This is a genomic window from Halomonas colorata, from assembly GCF_014897985.1.
Classification (GTDB): domain Bacteria; phylum Pseudomonadota; class Gammaproteobacteria; order Pseudomonadales; family Halomonadaceae; genus Vreelandella; species Vreelandella colorata.
This window is the reverse complement of sequence record NZ_JABUZA010000002.1, coordinates 82,035-99,066: the sequence shown is the minus strand read 5'-3', so window position 1 is coordinate 99,066 and position 17,032 is coordinate 82,035. Positions and strand designations below refer to the sequence as shown.

17 protein-coding genes are annotated in these 17,032 nt (G+C 55.3%); 7 read left to right on the top strand and 10 right to left on the bottom strand.

From position 1 onward, the window contains the following. The first annotated feature begins 5 nt into the window (after positions 1 to 5). The 6 genes from mreC to tldD are packed head-to-tail and all read left to right on the top strand — an operon-like array spanning position 6 to position 8,881. The gene (gene mreC / locus INT33_RS01650) at positions 6 to 947 is read left to right on the top strand and encodes a rod shape-determining protein MreC (protein ID WP_192537154.1); all 942 of its coding nucleotides are present in this window, start codon (positions 6 to 8) and stop codon (positions 945 to 947) included. Next, complete coding sequence (gene mreD, locus INT33_RS01645) at positions 947 to 1,435, top strand: rod shape-determining protein MreD (protein ID WP_192537155.1); 489 nt, start codon at positions 947 to 949, stop codon at positions 1,433 to 1,435. Before mreC ends, mreD begins: the two co-directional genes overlap by 1 nt. Before the next feature lie 2 nt (positions 1,436 to 1,437). After that, complete coding sequence (locus INT33_RS01640) at positions 1,438 to 2,052, top strand: Maf family protein (protein WP_225736066.1); 615 nt, start codon at positions 1,438 to 1,440, stop codon at positions 2,050 to 2,052. A gap of 58 nt (positions 2,053 to 2,110) precedes the next feature. Further along, entirely contained in the window at positions 2,111 to 3,574 is a 1,464-nt protein-coding gene (rng, locus tag INT33_RS01635; protein WP_192537157.1) for a ribonuclease G, read from the top strand. 4 nt (positions 3,575 to 3,578) lie between these two features. Next, positions 3,579 to 7,430, top strand: coding sequence for a YhdP family phospholipid transporter (locus INT33_RS01630; RefSeq protein WP_193090952.1), 3,852 nt, complete (start codon positions 3,579 to 3,581; stop codon positions 7,428 to 7,430). Next, a complete protein-coding gene (gene tldD / locus INT33_RS01625) occupies positions 7,427 to 8,881 on the top strand; it encodes a metalloprotease TldD (RefSeq protein WP_192537160.1) in 1,455 nt (484 codons plus the stop codon). The genes INT33_RS01630 and tldD overlap by 4 nt, the downstream gene beginning before the upstream one ends. Positions 8,882 to 8,901: 20 nt before the next feature. Here the strand turns inward: tldD and yjgA are convergent, their stop codons facing one another. Next, a complete protein-coding gene (gene yjgA / locus INT33_RS01620) occupies positions 8,902 to 9,423 on the bottom strand; it encodes a ribosome biogenesis factor YjgA (protein WP_018915730.1) in 522 nt (173 codons plus the stop codon). A gap of 96 nt (positions 9,424 to 9,519) precedes the next feature. On the opposite strand from yjgA, the gene pmbA reads away from it, so the two are divergent. After that, on the top strand, positions 9,520 to 10,860 hold the full coding sequence (gene pmbA / locus INT33_RS01615; RefSeq protein ID WP_192537162.1) for a metalloprotease PmbA: 1,341 nt from the start codon (positions 9,520 to 9,522) through the stop codon (positions 10,858 to 10,860). A 3-nt stretch (positions 10,861 to 10,863) separates the two neighbouring features. On the opposite strand, the gene INT33_RS01610 is transcribed toward pmbA, so the two are convergent. The 9 genes from INT33_RS01610 to INT33_RS01570 all read right to left on the bottom strand — a co-directional run bounded on the left by INT33_RS01610 (position 10,864) and on the right by INT33_RS01570 (position 17,008). Continuing rightward, positions 10,864 to 11,133: an HPr family phosphocarrier protein gene (locus INT33_RS01610; RefSeq protein WP_192537163.1), complete on the bottom strand. Its 270-nt coding sequence runs from the start codon at positions 11,131 to 11,133 to the stop codon at positions 10,864 to 10,866. A 51-nt stretch (positions 11,134 to 11,184) separates the two neighbouring features. Then, entirely contained in the window at positions 11,185 to 12,117 is a 933-nt protein-coding gene (rapZ, locus tag INT33_RS01605; RefSeq protein ID WP_192537164.1) for an RNase adapter RapZ, read from the bottom strand. Between the two features lie 72 nt (positions 12,118 to 12,189). Next, positions 12,190 to 12,660, bottom strand: a complete 471-nt coding sequence (gene ptsN / locus INT33_RS01600; protein ID WP_192537166.1) for a PTS IIA-like nitrogen regulatory protein PtsN — start codon at positions 12,658 to 12,660, stop codon at positions 12,190 to 12,192. A 4-nt stretch (positions 12,661 to 12,664) separates the two neighbouring features. After that, positions 12,665 to 12,973, bottom strand: coding sequence for a ribosome hibernation-promoting factor, HPF/YfiA family (gene hpf, locus INT33_RS01595; protein WP_018915735.1), 309 nt, complete (start codon positions 12,971 to 12,973; stop codon positions 12,665 to 12,667). A gap of 122 nt (positions 12,974 to 13,095) precedes the next feature. Continuing rightward, positions 13,096 to 14,511 (bottom strand): RNA polymerase factor sigma-54, encoded by a 1,416-nt coding sequence (locus INT33_RS01590; protein WP_192537168.1) that lies wholly within the window; start codon positions 14,509 to 14,511, stop codon positions 13,096 to 13,098. 123 nt (positions 14,512 to 14,634) lie between these two features. Beyond that, a complete protein-coding gene (lptB, locus tag INT33_RS01585; protein ID WP_018915737.1) occupies positions 14,635 to 15,384 on the bottom strand; it encodes an LPS export ABC transporter ATP-binding protein in 750 nt (249 codons plus the stop codon). A gap of 9 nt (positions 15,385 to 15,393) precedes the next feature. Next, on the bottom strand, positions 15,394 to 15,885 hold the full coding sequence (lptA, locus tag INT33_RS01580) for a lipopolysaccharide transport periplasmic protein LptA (protein WP_192537170.1): 492 nt from the start codon (positions 15,883 to 15,885) through the stop codon (positions 15,394 to 15,396). 8 nt (positions 15,886 to 15,893) lie between these two features. Continuing rightward, entirely contained in the window at positions 15,894 to 16,466 is a 573-nt protein-coding gene (gene lptC / locus INT33_RS01575; protein ID WP_192537171.1) for an LPS export ABC transporter periplasmic protein LptC, read from the bottom strand. Then, positions 16,466 to 17,008, bottom strand: a complete 543-nt coding sequence (locus tag INT33_RS01570; protein ID WP_192537173.1) for a KdsC family phosphatase — start codon at positions 17,006 to 17,008, stop codon at positions 16,466 to 16,468. The genes lptC and INT33_RS01570 overlap by 1 nt, the downstream gene beginning before the upstream one ends. Positions 17,009 to 17,032 lie beyond the last annotated feature (24 nt).

The window sequence follows — 17,032 nt, the reverse complement described above, 5'->3', positions numbered from 1 at the left end:
GGGGATTGCCTATTAAACCGCTATTTTCACACGGGCCGCTGCCGGGCTACCGGCTGTTTTTTTGCGTGTTGGCGGCAAGCATCTTGATGTTTGCCGACCATCGTTTTACACGTATGGAAGACGTGCGCGCTCAAATGACGATGGTTGTTGCGCCTGTTCAATGGGTTGTTAGCGTGCCTAGCGACTTGTTGAATTGGGGCGCGCTTGCGCTGTCTGATCAGCAGGCTTTGGTCGATGAAAATCGTCGGCTGCGCGAACAAATTCTGACGCTATCTCACCGAGGTCAGCGACTAGCTAATTTGACGGCTGAAAATACCGAGCTGCGCCAATTGCTTAAAGCCGGCGAGCGGCGTCGTATTCCGTATATTACCGCTGAACTACTATCGTTGGATAACGACCCGTTTAGTCATCAAATGGTGATCGATCGTGGGCATCGTAATGGGGCGTACGTAGGGCAGCCGGTCATCGATGCGTCTGGCCTTGTCGGGCAAGTAACTGCAGTGTCGGCGTACTCCAGCCGGGTACTGTTATTGGCCGATGCAAGCCATGCGCTTCCGGTTCAAATTAACCGTAATGGCTTGCGCTTTATTGTGCAGGGAGCCGGGCGCTACGGCAGCGTTAATGTACTCCATGTGCCTGATACAGCCGATATTCGCGAAGGCGACCTGTTAACCACGTCGGGGCTGGCAGGGCGTTTTCCGCCGGGGTATCCCGTTGCGAGAGTCACTGAGGTTTATCACGACCCCGGGCAGCCGTTTGCCCGGGTTACCGCTGAGCCAACGGCGCAGTTGCAGCGTGCCCGCCATTTTCTGCTGTTATTCCCACCGCCGCGTGAAGACGTCGACGACCCCATTTGGGATGAGTCCATGGATATCTCAGCCGATGCCATACACGCAGCCCAGCGGCTTGCCCCGATTGAGCCAGACGACGCTCAGGAGGATCGCTAATGGCGCGTGTTCCTGTAGTGCCGCTGATAGTCGTGTGGTTTAGCCTTGTTCTGGCGCTTTGCCTGCAAGTGATGCCGCTCGCCGAAGGATGGCAAGTATATCGCCCTGAATGGATCGGCTTAATGCTGATCTATTGGTGTATGCGTGCGCCTGATCGGGTAGGTGTTTTTCACGGATTCATACTCGGGGTGCTTCTGGACTTGATTGAGGGCACATCGCTTGGTCAGCATGCTCTGATTTTGTCGCTGCTAGCCTTTCTATGCGCCCTGGTATATCCACGTTTTCGTGCCTACTCGCTGGTTCAGCAGTCAGTTCTCGTACTGGTACTGCTCGGCTTGGTACAGCTGGTCGAACAGTGGCTGCGTACGTTGACCGGTGAGTTCTCGATACACCTATCCTTTTTAATACCGTCATTAATCAGTGCATTTCTATGGCCGTGGTTAGCCACTATGTTTAAAGCGTTGGAACGACGCTTACTGGGGCCTTGAGCATGGCTGCGCTGGATACTACCTCATCACCTATGCTGTGTTTGGCGTCTGCCTCACCCCGGCGGCGCGATCTGCTGGCCTCAATTGGCGTCACTGTCAGTATTCTACCCAGCCATGTGGACGAGACGCCCAAACCGGGTGAGTCTGCCAAGAATTATGTCGAGCGTCTAGCCGTTGCTAAAGCCGAAGCGTCGGCGCCGCTGAGCTCACTACCTACGTTAGGTTCAGATACCGCGGTTGTGGTGGATGGCGTACTGTTAGGCAAACCTGTGGATGCAGATGACGCCGCCGCTATGCTTGCGCGCCTTTCCGGTCGATGGCATGAGGTGCTTACCGCGGTTGCCGTTACCGGCCCTAAGGGCGTGCTTTGCCGCTGCGTCACCACACACGTGCGAATGCGTGAGATCACCACTCGGGAAATCGCCGACTATTGGCAAACCGGTGAGCCGGCAGATAAAGCAGGCGGGTATGCTATACAGGGACTGGCCGCGATTTTTGTGGAAGAAATTAAGGGTAGCCACTCAGCAGTGGTTGGTTTGCCGCTTTATGAAACGGCGCAATTGCTAAATCAGCAGGGGGTGCCTATTTGGATGGGGCATTATTACTCGCACACCTAGTCGTCGTCTCATTGCCTATAGACGGGCGTGAAATACGTGAACCGAGAAGGAATTTTGCATGAGTGGTGAAGTCCTCATCAATTTAACGCCAATGGAAACCCGCGTTGCGCTTGTTGAAAACGGCGTTTTACAAGAGGCGCTTATTGAGCGCTCAAGGCGGCGTGGGATAGTAGGCAATATCTACAAAGGCAGGGTGGTTCGTGTATTGCCTGGAATGCAGGCTGCCTTTGTTGATATTGGCCTGGAGCGAGCGGCGTTTATTCATGCCCATGAGGTTATGCCTTCCGGCACGCCAAGCGACGAGCAGCAAACCATAGGCCAGCTATTGCACGAGGGGCAGGCGCTGGTGGTACAGGTAACCAAAGACCCTATCGGTACAAAAGGGGCGCGGCTTACCACGCATTTATCGATCCCTTCACGCTATCTGGTGTATATGCCGGACTCCCCCCATCACGGCGTTTCTCAGCGTATAGAGGATGAGCGGGAGCGCGAGCGCCTCAAGGCGCTACTAGATAGTGGTATTGCCGAGCAAACGCTGGAAGTCACCGGCGGTTTTATTGTGCGCACGGCGGCAGAAGGTGTGGGTGATGAAGAGCTGGCAGGCGATATGCATTTTTTGCTGCGCATCTGGCGAAAAGTCGCCGAGCGCAAAATTACCGCAGCGCCATCCAGCGTTATTTATGACGATTTGCCGCTATTTATGCGCACCTTGCGCGATGTAATGCGCGATGATATCGAGAAAGTGCGTATTGATTCCCGGGAAAACTTCGTCAAGTTAGTCGAGTTTGCCGAAGAGTTTATGCCCGATGCCGTGGATAGAATTGAGTACTATCCTGGTGAGCGGCCTATCTTTGATCTGTATAGCGTTGAAGATGAAATTCAGAAGGCCTTGGGGCGTAAGGTACAGCTTAAATCGGGCGGTTATCTGGTTATTGACCCCACCGAGGCGATGACCACGATTGATGTCAATACGGGCGGTTATGTTGGGCATCGCAATCTTGAAGAGACTATTTTCAAGACCAATCTGGAAGCAGCCACCGCCATTGCCCGTCAGCTTCGCCTGCGCAATTTAGGTGGCATTATCATTATCGACTTTATCGATATGATAGAAGTGGAGCACCAGCGGCAGGTGCTGCGCGTGCTTGAAAAAGCCTTGGAGCGCGACCACGCCAAAACCAAGTGTACTGGGGTGACAGAATTAGGCCTGGTGCAGTTAACCCGCAAGCGCACCCGCGAAAGCCTTGAGCAGACGCTATGTGAGGCATGTCCGACGTGTAGCGGGCGCGGTACGTTAAAAACGCCCGAAACGATATGCTACGAAATTTTCCGTGAAATCCTGCGTGAAGAGCGGGCCTATAGTCCAGAAACCTATATGGTATTGGCGTCTCAGCCGGTTGTTGATCGCTTGCTCGATGAAGAGTCAGCAGCCGTCGCTGATCTGGAAACGTTTATCAACAAAACCATTCGCTTTCAGGTGGAGCAGCATTATTCACAAGAGCAGTACGATATTGTGTTGATGTAATTGTATGAAGAACCGTTCTCTGACGCGTTGGAGCTTACTTCTGCTCGCCTGGGGTCTGGGCGTTCTTGCGGTTGTATTGCTGCTTTTTAGGCTTGCGGTTAGTCAGGCGGATGCCTTGACGCCGCACCTTGAAAGCTGGCTTGAAGCCAAGATTGGCGTACCGGTGCACATAGAGAATCTTGTTGTGTCCATGGCCCGTAATGACCTGATTCTTAAGCTTGAAGGCTTTGAGGCTGAAACGCCCAGCGGGCAGTCACTGTTTTCACTGCAGCAAGCCGAACTACGCTTGGATATAGTGGCTTCGCTATGCAATTTCCTACCCATCTTCAGTGATATCAGGCTTCATCAAACCGAATTTCACCTTTATCAAGGGCTTGAGCATCAGTGGCAATGGCCAGAACCGGCTCGCTTACCCCTTGATATAGCCCCTGAACCAGAGGTTGACTTAGCCACCATTGATGGCCTGACAGAGTGGCTGTTGCGCCAGCGTATCTGGATCGACGATACCCGTGTTGTGCTCCACGGCCAGCACGACCGCGTTATGCTGGAAGCCCCAACGCTACTCTTGACGGGCAATTCGCAAGGGACCAGCTTGCAGGGCACGGTGGATATTCTTTCTGCCGACCAGGAACAAGCACCATCAACCCCGGCAGTGCAACTGCTGGCAGAGATGCAGCCGGGCAAACGTGGTATCGATGATTTTTCTGCCACGCTCTCGCTGGAAGCGCAGTTTGATCAGCTTCTGGTATTGGCGGAAATGTTTCGCCCCGATCATGTGCCTTTTCTAGAGCAAATGGGCGGCGATGCTCGTCTATGGGGCCGCTGGTATGAAGGGCGACTTCAGGAGGCGCGGCTGGCTGTCGATGTTCCTCAGCTGGTTCTGCGTCAGGATATTCAATACGCCGTATTAAAAAATATCCAGGCGCATGGCGAGTGGCAGCGCGATGGCGATGGCGGAGAAGCGTGGCTGAGAGGCAATGCGCAAAACGTTGAGTGGGCGCAGCCGGAAGGCGTCACCGAAGGGCCTGCTTTGCCGCACTATTGGTATCTTGCCCACCAGCCCGGCCAGTGGGAGCTGCGTACCAGCGCATTCGAGCTTGCCTCATTGACGGCATGGCGCGATTACGTTTTTCTTCCCGAATCGGTAACGCGTGTCTTGCAGACGCTGGCTCCCCAAGGTCAGGTGCAGGGCCTGCGCCTGGGCCAGAATGAAGGACGCTGGGGTGTTGATGCAGCATTAACCAATGTGGAAGTATCGCCCTGGCAGCAGGCGCCCGGTGGTGGGCCTGTGGACGCCTGGGTGCAGGCACGAGATTTGCGTGGGCGCGTCACGTTTGATAGCGCTGGCCAAACTAGCCTGTATTTCCCCGATCTGTTTATCGCTCCCATGCAGCTACAAAACGCAGAAGGCGTGGTGGAGTGGGTCTACGACGGCCCCAGAACTATGATAAGTGGGCGTCAGCTCAACGTGAATTGGGATGGCGCCCAGGTAAGCGGTGGATTTGGTTTAATCGCCAGTGAGAATTCGGGCCAGTTTGGCTTAGATATCGATTTTGCCAATGTGAACGCCTTGGATCGTCCGCTGGCGCAATGGCTGCCGCTTAATGCTTTTGATGAAGAGCTGCGCACCTGGCTGCTTAACGATATCGGTGGCAAGGTGCCCAATGGCTCGCTCAAACTTAGCCTGCCGCTTGGTGAGGGCGTAAGTGCTGATGATATATCTGCAACGCTTGCTCTGAACGTTATTGAGGGACATCTGCCCATCGCCCCGGGCTGGCCGCGTCTTGATGAGGTGCAGGGACGCTTGAAGTGGCAAAGCCAGGTGCTTGAAGCCCAGATAGACCATGCGCAAAGCCATGGGGTCACGGCTTCTCAAGGCGAGCTGATCATGGAGGATGAAACGCTCAACGTATCGGGGAATTTGCAGAGCGATGGGGCGTCATTGAAAGCATTTCTACAGTCGATGCCCGATATTGACCTGGATATCCTCAACGATCTTCAGGTGGAAGGTGAGGTGGAGGGTGATTTAGCCTTGTCGCTACCCCTCTCGACGCCTGAAGCACTCCAGCTTGAGATCAATGCCACGCCGGCCTTAACTCGTATTGTGTATACGCCGCTTAATCTGGCCCTTCAGGCCCTGCGTGGCCAGTTAACCTGGCAGCAGCACGGTGAGAGCATGGCTTTGATAGGCGATGTGGGCGGAAAGTTACTCGGTGGTGACATTAATGCTGAGCTGCATACCCAGCGCCACGGCATCGCCTTGCGCGGCCAAACCCCGCTTGCACCACTGTTCCCATTGGCGGGGATTCCTGCCGAGCAGGGGACGCAGTTATTTAGTGGCGCGATCCAGTGGCAGGGCAACGTGTCGCTTGAACCAACGCCACGTTTAACGCTGGAAAGTCAGCTGGCGGGGGTTACCAGTGAGCTACCTGCGCCATTTGCTAAAGCGGCGGGGCAGCCTTGGCCCTGGATGCTCAACGCTGATTTTGAAAGCGGGCGTGTGGAAAGCCGCCTGGCTGATATTGCCCATCTGCGCTTACACCAGCACGGCGGATTGTCTGCCAGTCTGCGTCTGGCGGAGGCGGATGTTAGCCCGCCTGAATGGCCTTCACAGCTAGGCGTAGATTTACAGGCAAGTATTCCCCGCATTGATCCTAAGGCTTGGCAGCAGGCCATAGCCCCGCTGTTGGCCGGTGAGCAAAGCGTATCAGCAGGCTCAATGAACGATCATCCTCCACTTAAGGTTGATCTGGAAACCGCCTGTCTGGTGTATCAGCAGACCTGTGTGGGGGCGGTGGCGTTAACCGGTGATGTCCACAACGGAGCTATCAATGCAGCGCTTGACGGTGAGTTGATCGCGGGGCGGGTTCATTATGACGCCGCCTCCCAATACCCGCTGGATATCACTATTGAGCAGTTGGCGCTGGATCCACTGTTTAATTTGGCAGAATCCTCCGAGGAAGATGGCGCGTCTTCCCCTGAATCCTGGATGCAGGAAGTAGAAACCCACAAAGCCACACCGGCAGCTATTCCCGATTGGCTTGCCCAAGTGCCCGATGGCCGACTCAGGCTTGCAGAAATAAGTATGGGCGCGAGCCGGTTTGGGCCTTTATCGGCTTACTGGCACACCGATGATGATCGATTCTCGCTGACGCCGGTTGGGCTGACGCTCGGGCAACTTTCCGCCCGTGGTGAACTCTACTGGGAGGGTGATGTTTCCACTAGTCGTACCCGCGCTAATATTTCACTTCAGGGTGGCGATATAGGTACAGCACTAGAGCGGCTGGATCAGCCCGTTGCCTTGCGCAGCCGGCGCACTGATGCAAACGCCAACCTTTCTTGGGCGGGGGCGCCGTGGCAGTTTGATTTAAGTCAGGCCCAGGGTGAGATTGATGCTGATCTTCAAGATGGCCGCTTTATGACCCTGGAGTCCGCCCCGGTGCGGCTCGTTGGTCTGCTAAACTTGGATAATATTTTTCGCCGCTTACGCCTGGATTTTTCTGACGTAACCGGCCAGGGCACTGCTTTTGATAGAGTTCATGGCTCGGCGAATGTAGCGAATGGTCAGCTTTCCTTGAGCGAGCCATTGCAAATTGACGCGCCTGCCGCCAACTTAACCTTAACGGGCAACGTTAACCTACTTCATCGCGAGCTCGACCAACGCCTGGGCGTTGTACTACCAGTGACACAGAGCTTGCCAATTGCCGCTATCGCAGTGGGTGCTCCTGTGGTGGGTGGCGCATTATTTATTGCCGACCAGCTATTTGGTGATGCGCTGGATCGAGCGACGACCATTCATTATCGCGTGCGAGGCCCCTGGGCTTCGCCGCAGGTTACTTTAGAAGGCCCCCAATGACCGCAATTAAGAGCGATATAGAGTCCGCTGTTTCCATTCTGCTCACGCCGGGTGGTCTCGACCTTGATGGCCTTGATAAAGGCCTTGAATACGCCATGGGTGCGGGTGTGGATTATGCTGATCTGTACTTTCAGCGTACCTGGACGGAAGGCTGGGTATTAGAGGACGGCGAAGTCAAAGAAGCGAGTTATAACATTGATGGTGGTGTCGGCGTGCGTGCGCTGGCAGGCGAAAAAACCGGCTTTGCCTACTCCAACCAAATTACGGCCGATGCGCTGATCGATACCGGACGTACGGCGTCAGGTATTGTGCGTAGCGGCAAGCGTTTGCCTGGGCAGGTAGTAAAGCCTGTTGCCGCAGCATCTTTTTATGCGGGCGTGGACCCTTTGGCGGGGCTAACCGCTGAAGAAAAGGTTGCCATGCTAAAAGACGCCGATCGCGCGGCGCGCGCAGCAGACCCAAGCGTTACGCAGGTTAGTGCGTCGCTTTCGGGTACTTACGAAGTGGTCATGGTGCGCGCCAGTGACGGCACGTTGGCGGCTGATATTCGCCCGCTAGTGCGTTTTAACGTGAGCGTGATTGCGGTGAAAAATGGCCGTCGAGAGCGGGGCGGCTCAGGCGGTGGTGGACGCTACTCGATGTCGCGCCTGCGCGATGAAGGTGTCGCTGAGCGTTACGCTAAAGAGGCCGTACGCCAGGCGCTGGTGAATCTTGAGGCCGTTGACGCGCCCGCCGGGCAAATGCCTGTGGTGCTGGCGTCGGGCTGGCCGGGTATTTTGCTGCATGAGGCTGTGGGCCATGGCCTTGAAGGTGACTTCAACCGTAAAGGCAGCTCGGCGTTTTCCGGGCGTATGGGGCAGCGTGTGGCGGCTAAAGGCGTCACCGTGGTGGATGACGCTACCATTGTCGACGGGCGCGGCTCGTTAAGCATTGATGACGAAGGCACACCGGGCCAAAACACCCCGCTGATCGAAGACGGTATTCTGACCGGCTATATGCAGGACAAGCTGAATGCACGGCTGATGAATATGGCGCCAACCGGTAATGCGCGCCGTGAGTCGTTTGCGCATTTACCCATGCCGCGTATGACCAATACGGTCATGCTGGCAGGCCAGGATGAGCCTGAAGATATTATCAAAAGCGTCAAGCGCGGGATCTACGCCGTCAGTTTTGGTGGCGGCCAGGTGGATATCACGTCGGGTAAATTCGTGTTCTCCGCCAGTGAAGCCTATTTAATCGAAGACGGGCGTATCACCGTGCCGGTAAAAGGTGCCACGCTGATAGGCAATGGCCCCGAGGCGATGGGCCGCGTTTCCATGATTGGCCATGATATGGCACTGGATACCGGTATTGGCGTGTGCGGTAAAGAAGGGCAGGGCGTACCGGTAGGCGTAGGTCAGCCCACGCTAAAATTAGATGAGCTGACCGTTGGCGGTACGCAGTCTTCTTAACGGGGTTGAAGCTTAGGGCGTTAAAGCGCCAGCGTCTCGCGTAGATGTTTAAACAGTTTACGCGAGCTGGTGGGCGGTTTGCCCTGGTCACGTTCGCGCTGGGCATTACGGATTAATTGACGTAGCGCCTGGCGATCGGCGTCGGGGTATTCCGCCATGAACAGGTCAACGGCAGGATCGCCTTCTTCAACCAGCCGGTCCCGCCACTTTTCAAGGCGGTGAAAAGCATGATCACGCTGCTCTTTTTCCTGCTCGATTGAGTCAAATACTCCTTGAATCGCGACCAGGTCCTCTTTACGAATGAGCTTGCCGACGTACTGCATATGACGACGACGCCCTTCGTGGGAGCGGATACGCGAGGTCTCTTCAATGGCCCTGAGCATATCGTCAGAGAGAGGAAAACGAGCACGCTCGGCGGGCTTCATGGCGATTAAGGTTTCGCCAAGCGCTTGAAGCGCATGCATTTCGCGTTTGAGTTGCGATTTGCTCGGCCGCTCTTCGGGCTCTTGAGTATCAAAGGGCTCGGGGCGTAGTTTCGGCATAATTAAACTCACAGACAAGATTCGTTGGCAGCATTATATCAGGCTGCGACCATAACATTGATTCGGCGATGCAATTCGTACGAAAAAGGAGGCCATATGGCACAGGCATTTGATGCATCCTCGCAGCAGGCACTTCTGACAGCACGTGCAGAAGAAGCGCTGGCCCTGGCCAAACGACTGGGCGCAGATGCCGCCGAGGTTGGCGCAAGCGTCGATCAGGGCACGGGTGTCAGCGTGCGCTTGGGTGAGGTGGAAACCGTTGAACTTTCCCGCGACCAAGGCATTGCGGTAACGCTTTATGTGGGTAAGCGTAAAGGAAGTGCGTCTTCAAGCGATGCAAGCAGCGCCTCTATTCAGGCCGTGGTTGAAAAGGCATTGGCGATTGCCCGTTACACCGGTGAAGACCCGGTCGCTGGGCTTGCAGATGCTGACCAGATGGCCACTGAGCTTCCGGATCTGAAAGTGCATTATCCGTGGGCGCTGACCACCGAACAGGCTATTGAGATTGCGCTTGCCTGTGAGCAGGCGGGTCGCGATGTTGACGGTATTAGCCAGTCAGAGGGCGCTTCGCTCTCCAGTGGCGAAGGTGTTCGGGTCTATGCCAATAGTCACGGCTTTTTAGGCACCCAGAAAGGCAGCAGTCATTCACTTTCCTGCATGTTGATCGCGCAGGATGAGAGCGGCATGCAGCGCGATTACGACTATACCTCTGCGCGTAACCCTCTGCATTTACGTGACCCTGCTGAGGTTGGCCGAGAGGCGGCTGCGCGCACGCTACGCCGGTTAGGCGCCCAGTTACCCCCCACGGGTACATTTCCAGTCCTGTTTGATCCTTCGCTATCTGCAGGGTTAATCGGTCATCTGCTCAGCGCCTTGGCTGGCGGCGCGCTGTATCGTCAGTCCTCTTTCCTGTGCGATCGTCTGGGGACACCGCTTTTTCCCGAGTGGTTCAGTCTTGAAGAGCGACCCATGGAAGTTGGAGCCACGGCCAGTACGCCGTTTGATGGTGAAGGCGTTCAAACGCGCAACAATCGCTTTATCGATCAGGGGAGCATCGCAAGCTACATGCTCTCATCCTACAGCGCTCGTCGCCTGGGCATGCAGACCACCGGGAATGCGGGCGGTGCACGCAATGTGCGCCTTGACGCGCCCTTGAAAACACGCGAAGCGCTGCTCAAGGAAATGGGGCGGGGTATCTGGGTAACCGAACTGATGGGGCAGGGCGTCAACGGGGTGACCGGCGACTATTCCCGCGGGGCGGCAGGTTTCTGGGTCGAGAATGGTGAAGTTCAGTATCCAATTGAAGAGTTCACCATTGCCGGAAACCTGGAGCGCATGTTCTCAGGATTGGTCGGTATCGGCAGCGATACTGATACGCGTGGTAGTGTTCATACGGGTAGTTGGCTGATTGATGCGATGACGGTGGCGGGTAGCTAAGCGCTACTGGTCTTCGTCAAAGCGGGCGTCGAACAGGGCTTGTATGGCTTCAAGCGCGTGTTCGGCGTCGTCACCTTCCGCGTGAATACGCAGTTCGGTGCCGCAAGGTGCGGCTAACATCAAAAGCGACATGATATTGGCAGCGTCAGCCATTTGCTGCTGTTTGTACACGTGAATTCTGGCGGAATATTGCTGACCGCACTTGACCAGTTTGGTTGCTGCGCGGGCATGTAGGCCACGTTGATTGGTAAGTGTTAGCGTTCTTTCTGGCACCCTGGTTCCCTTTCTCCGAGTGGTGTCATTAATGATGTATGCAGTATGCGTTTACTGAGCGCTAGGCGCCTGCTCTGCCAATGAAGCTTTATCAAGCGGCTCTGCTTGCGTGCCGCTTAACGTATATTGCAGGCCAAGCTCGCGATGGCGCAACTGTACTTCGCCTATTAACGGCGCAAGCTTTTGGGCCAGCTGCTCGGCGATATACACGGAGCGGTGCTGCCCGCCAGTACAGCCGATGGCCACGGTCATATAGCTACGCTGACTATTCTGATAAGCTGGCAGCCAACGTTCTAGCAAAGCCTGAATGTCGTTGCTCATATCTTCGACAATCGGATAGCCGCGCAGAAACGCAATAATCGTTGCGTCACGTCCTGTGTACTGACGTAGCGTTGGGTCCCAGTAGGGATTGGGCAGGCAGCGCACGTCAAACACCAAATCTGCATCCATGGGCACGCCGTGCTTGTAGCCAAACGATTCAAAGGTAAGCGTTAGCTGGTCTTTGTGCTGGTGGGCGACCTGATCGGCTATGCGCCGGCGCAAATCGTGTACCGATAAACGTGAGGTGTCTATCCTAAGATCGGCTAAGTCGCGTATCTCATTAAGCGTCTCTTCCTCTTTGGTGATCGCCTCTTCAAGCGTCATATGGCTATCACGCGTTAATGGGTGGCGTCGCCGTGTGGCAGAGTAGCGCTCAAGCAAAATACGCGCATCGGTGGTCAGATAGATGACCTGGCAGTCAATGGGGCGCTGACGCAGCTCATCAAGCAGCGTTGGCAATCTTTCCAGCGCCGTAGGCAAATTGCGCGCATCAATACTCACTGCTAGGTGCGTACGCCCGCCTTCTTCGCAAAGTTCATCTACCAGCGAGCCAAGCAACATTGCAGGCAGGTTGTCGATGGCATAGTAGCCAATATCTTCCAACGCCTGTAAAGCGATAGATTTACCGGACCCTGAGCGGCCGCTAATGATCACCAGTTGCATAATGGCTCTCTTTGCGTGCTTTGGTAAAAGCATGGATGTGAAAGCGAGAAGAGATGCCAAACGCTCTACAGGCTACGTTGCTGTCTGCTCACGAATTTTACTCATAAGCAAATCAAACAACTCACGCTGGCTATTGGTTTTTCGTAACGCTTGGCGTGTGCTGGCATCGTTCATAATGGTGGCTACCTGGCCCAAGAGCGACAGATGTGTATCATCGGCCTCTTCAGGTACCAGCAGCACAAATACGAGATCAACCGGATCACCGTCTATAGCGTCAAAATCAACGGGCTCTGATAGCTTTAGAAAACCTGCGATGGGCGTAGCGCAGTGAGGGCTACGTGCATGGGGAATGGCAACGCCGTTGCCGATCCCCGTGCTTCCAAGTCGTTCGCGACCAATCAGTCGGCTGAACACTTCTTGGCTGTCCAGGCTAGGTGTGTTTTGAGCGATAAAGGTGCTGAAAAACTCCAGCACCCTTTTTTTGCTGCCCCCAGGCACATCGTAAAGCACGCGCTCCGGGGGGAGGATAGTTTCCAACGTCATTGAGTTAACGCACGCCTGCGCCTTGGGCGCGAGCTTGTGCTTTTTCCTTATGCTTAACGAGTTGACGATCGATTTTATCGGCTAATGCGTCGATGGCTGCATACATATCGACATCTTCCGCATCGGCATGCAGGTCGGCGCCTGCTGCATGAAGGGTGCATGCCGCCTGCTGGCGCTCCTTCTCAATGGATAAGGTTACTTGTACCGTGGTGATATTGTCGTAATGGCGTTCGACGCGTTCAAGCTTTTCATTAACATAGTCACGCAAGGCGTCAGTCAGTTCTACGTGATGACCAGTGATGTTTACTTGCATTGACGTACTCCTTATCCATCGGACTGTATTTCGATTGTAACCCTTTTTACGGTGTTGCAAAGCCCTTGTCGCGAGTTTTGCTGTTTCTCTTGTACAAAACTGTCTCAAGACCTCCTAAAAGCCTACCTTAAGCGACGGCGTTCACTGGAGGATGGAATGCCCAATGACTCGCGGTATTTGGCCACAGTACGCCGTGCCACCGTAATACCTCCCTCTTCAAGCAGCGTGACCAAACGGCTGTCTGAGAGCGGTTTGCCAGGGGGTTCGTCCTGGATCAGCTTCTTGAGCCGGGCGCGAATCGCCGTGCTTGAGTGGCTGTCGCCCCCGTCTTGACCGCTGATCTGGCTTGAGAAAAAGTATTTAAGCTCAAAGACACCCCGTGGGGTATGAATATATTTCTGCGTTGTCACACGTGAAATGGTGGATTCATGCATTTCCACGGCTTCTGCAATATCCGCAAGAATCAAAGGCTTCATGGCCTCTTCACCTTGCTCTAAAAAGCCGATTTGACGGGTGATGATTTCGCGCCCTACGCGCAGCAGTGTATCGTTGCGGCTGGAGAGGCTTTTGATTAACCAGCGTGCTTCTTGCAAGTGCTCTTTTAAAAACTGGTTATCCTGGCTCTTGTCGGCACGCTTGATCAAGCTGGCGTAGTCGGGCTGGATGCGCAGGCGAGGCAGAGCTTCAGGGTTAAGCTCCAGGTGCCAGCCTTCATGATCGTGGCGTACCACCAGGTCAGGCGTGATATAGCTATCATCGGTCACCCCGTAAGCGCTACCGGGGCGTGGGTCCAGGCTGCGGATCAGGCCAATCACATCGTCTAGCTGCTCATCGTCCAGCCCTAGGCGGCGCTTGAGTAGCCGAATGTCATTTTTGCCGAGTGCTTCCAGAAACTGGCGTACCAGACGGCGCGCCGGGACAAGCAGGGGAGTGTCATCGGGCAGGGTAGCCAGTTGAAGCATCAGGCATTCGCGCAGGTCGCGGGCAAAAACGCCGGTCGGCTCAAACTGCTGCAAACGCATCAGAATGGTTTCCATCTCGCGCTGGCTAAGCGCTTCGATATTTTGAGCGCGCAACCCGTCGCGAATATCGTTTAAGGGCTGCGTCAGGTAGCCGTTGGCATCCAGCGCGTCGATCAAGCTTTCTGCAATCTGCTGTTCACGTGCGCTGAAGTCGGTCATGGCGAGCTGCCAAAGCAAATGACCGTGCAGGCTTTGTCCCGCTGCCTGGCGCTCAAAGTCAGGTCCCTCAGTGCTGCTGCCTGAGCTGCCTACATCCTGATAGGTGTCGGACCAGTCGCTATCAACGGAGAGTTCATTGGGTATGCTTTCCGCCCACTCCGCTTCCTGCGTTTCAACGGCTGCCTGCTCACCGAATTCATCTTCCTGTTCCAGCATCGGATTGGCATCCAGCGCCTGCTGAATTTCCTGACGCAGATCCAATGTGGATAACTGGAGCAGGGCAATGGCCTGCTGCAGCTGAGGTGTCATGGTCAGCTGCGTACCGATACGCAATTGGAGAGAAGCTTTCATGACCATCTGAGAACCACTCGTTACTCGGAAAGCTTTACCCTAGTGCGAGTCATGTTTATGTGCAAGTGCAATAAGCATGCCATTGATAATAATTCTGCTGCAGATCCCTGTTTAGCAGTGAACATAAATTTAAAGACGGAAATCAGCACCCAGGTAAACTTCTCTGACCTTCTGGTTATTGAGAATAGTCTCTGGGCTGCCGCCCGCGATGATATGACCATCGCCCACAATGTAAGCAATATCGCAGATATCCAGCGTTTCGCGCACGTTATGGTCAGTAATTAACACGCCGATATGGCGCTGCTTCAAGGCACGAATGATACTTTTAATTTCGCCGACGGAGATGGGGTCGACCCCGGCAAACGGCTCATCCAGCAGTATGAAGGCAGGCTCTGTGGCCAGTGAGCGGGCAATCTCGACCCGGCGCCGCTCGCCACCCGAAAGGCTCATGCCCAGGTTGTCGCGGATATGCGTAATATGGAAATCTTCAAGCAGCGCTTCGAGGCGTTGCTCGCGGCCAGCGCTATCTAGATCTTTGCGGGTTTCCAGGATCGCCATAATATTATCCGCCACCGACAGTTTGCGGAAAATAGAGGCTTCCTGGGGGAGATAGCCAATGCCTGCCATGGCACGTTCGTGCATGGGGGCGCGGGTCAAATCAAGCTCGTCGATACTTACGGTGCCCGCGTCAGACTTCACCAGGCCCACAATCATGTAAAACGAGGTGGTCTTGCCCGCACCGTTAGGGCCTAGAAGGCCCACAACGCTGCCTTGGGCTATCTCCAGGCTAATATCCTTGACCACACGGCGACGCTTGTAGCTTTTGGCCAAATGATTGGCGTAGAGGGTCTTGATTGGTGGTGATTCCACAGTAGCCATCGGCCACTCCTATTGCGCTGGCTGAAGTGTCATACGAATACGCTGCGGCTCACTGCCGCTCACATCTGAGCGTGCCTGCACTACTTCGCGATCAATAAAGTATTCCAGGCGACCTCCGGTGAACTTGTCGCCCGCCTGAGTCAATTCGGCCTGGTCAATCAGCTCGACGCGCCGTTCAGAGACGTGATAAATCACCCGTTTGCCCCAGCCTTCCATCGGCGTATCCTGGTCTTCCAGCTGGTTACGCAGGTAGGCGCGGTCACCCGTTGCAATCGCACGGGAAAGCTCACCCGCATCGTTACGGAAAATTTCAACGCGATCGCCGCGTAATTGCATATTACCCTGACGAATATTGACGTTGCCTGAATATACGGCCGTGCCCGCACGCTGGTCGAGGTCTAGACGGTCGGCCTCTACTTCAACCGGGGCTTGGCTTGTCTGGGCCGCCGCCGATAGCGGCACCGCAAGCGCAAAAAGCGCAGTGCGAATAAAAGCTTTCATAGCGACTCCTAAGGAGTTTGTGTCACGGGAGGATGGTGCCCGCGTACGTTATCGGTTAACCGGACCTGGCTATCATCAAGCCAGACGTCCATACGTGATGCACTCATGCGCTGGGGCGGCTGTTGCAGTAACGCTGGCGTCTCGCTCCAGGCGTGTCGCGTCAGGCCATCATAGCGCAATAAGTCCGTATCTAGCTGCCAGCCTTCTGACGGGGCGATAAGCCGAGCCTCGCCAGACAGCGTCAGTTCCTGAGTATCCGTATTAAGCTCGCCTTCGTTGGCATTGGCGAGCCACTCACGGTTGTCGCTGTCAAACAGAGTGGCTTCAGGCTGCGTCGCTTGGGCCATGGTGCTTTGGGGTATATATACCAGCAGCGGGGCGGCCAGCGACTGCTGAATGCGCCCCGACTCGCCAAACAGGGTGATCTCGGCATTTTCCAGCACGTGGCCAGGCTCTTCGGCCTGGGCCGCCGGATCAACTGACTGGTCTTGTGGGCCGCGCGGATCCAGCCATACCAGCAGACCCCCTAAAGCAATGACCAAGCCTGCGAGCCAGGCGCGTCTTTTAATCCGGCTAAACATTATGAGCGCCCGGGTAAATAGGTATCGAGTACAGCGTCCCAGTGGCCCTGCGCTTCGAGTAGCGTATCGCAGATTTCACGTACGGCGCCGTGGCCACCTAGGCGATCAGTAATCCAGTCGGCATGCGTATGCATATAATCTGGTGCATTGGGAACCGTAATGCCTATACCGGAGCGCTTGATCGGAGCAAGGTCGGGCAAATCATCACCGCAGTAGGCGACCTGGCTGAGATCCAGATTCAACTGTTGGCAAAGCTCTTTCAGCGTAGTGAGCTTATCCTCGCAGCCCTGATGCACATGGGCTATTCCCAGCGCCGATGCGCGCAGGCTTACCATGGGGGAATCGCGGCCGGTAATAAGGGCCACGTGAATGCCCACGCGTTTAAGCAGTTTCAAACCATGCCCATCCTGGGTATGGAATGCTTTGATCTCAACGCCGTCGGTCTGGAAGTAGAGGCGACCATCGGTGAGAACACCATCAACATCCAGGGCAAGCAGGCGCACATGGCGAAGCCGATCAAGCAGGGTGGTGGGGAGGGCCATAAAGGAATCCTTGTCAGAAAAATA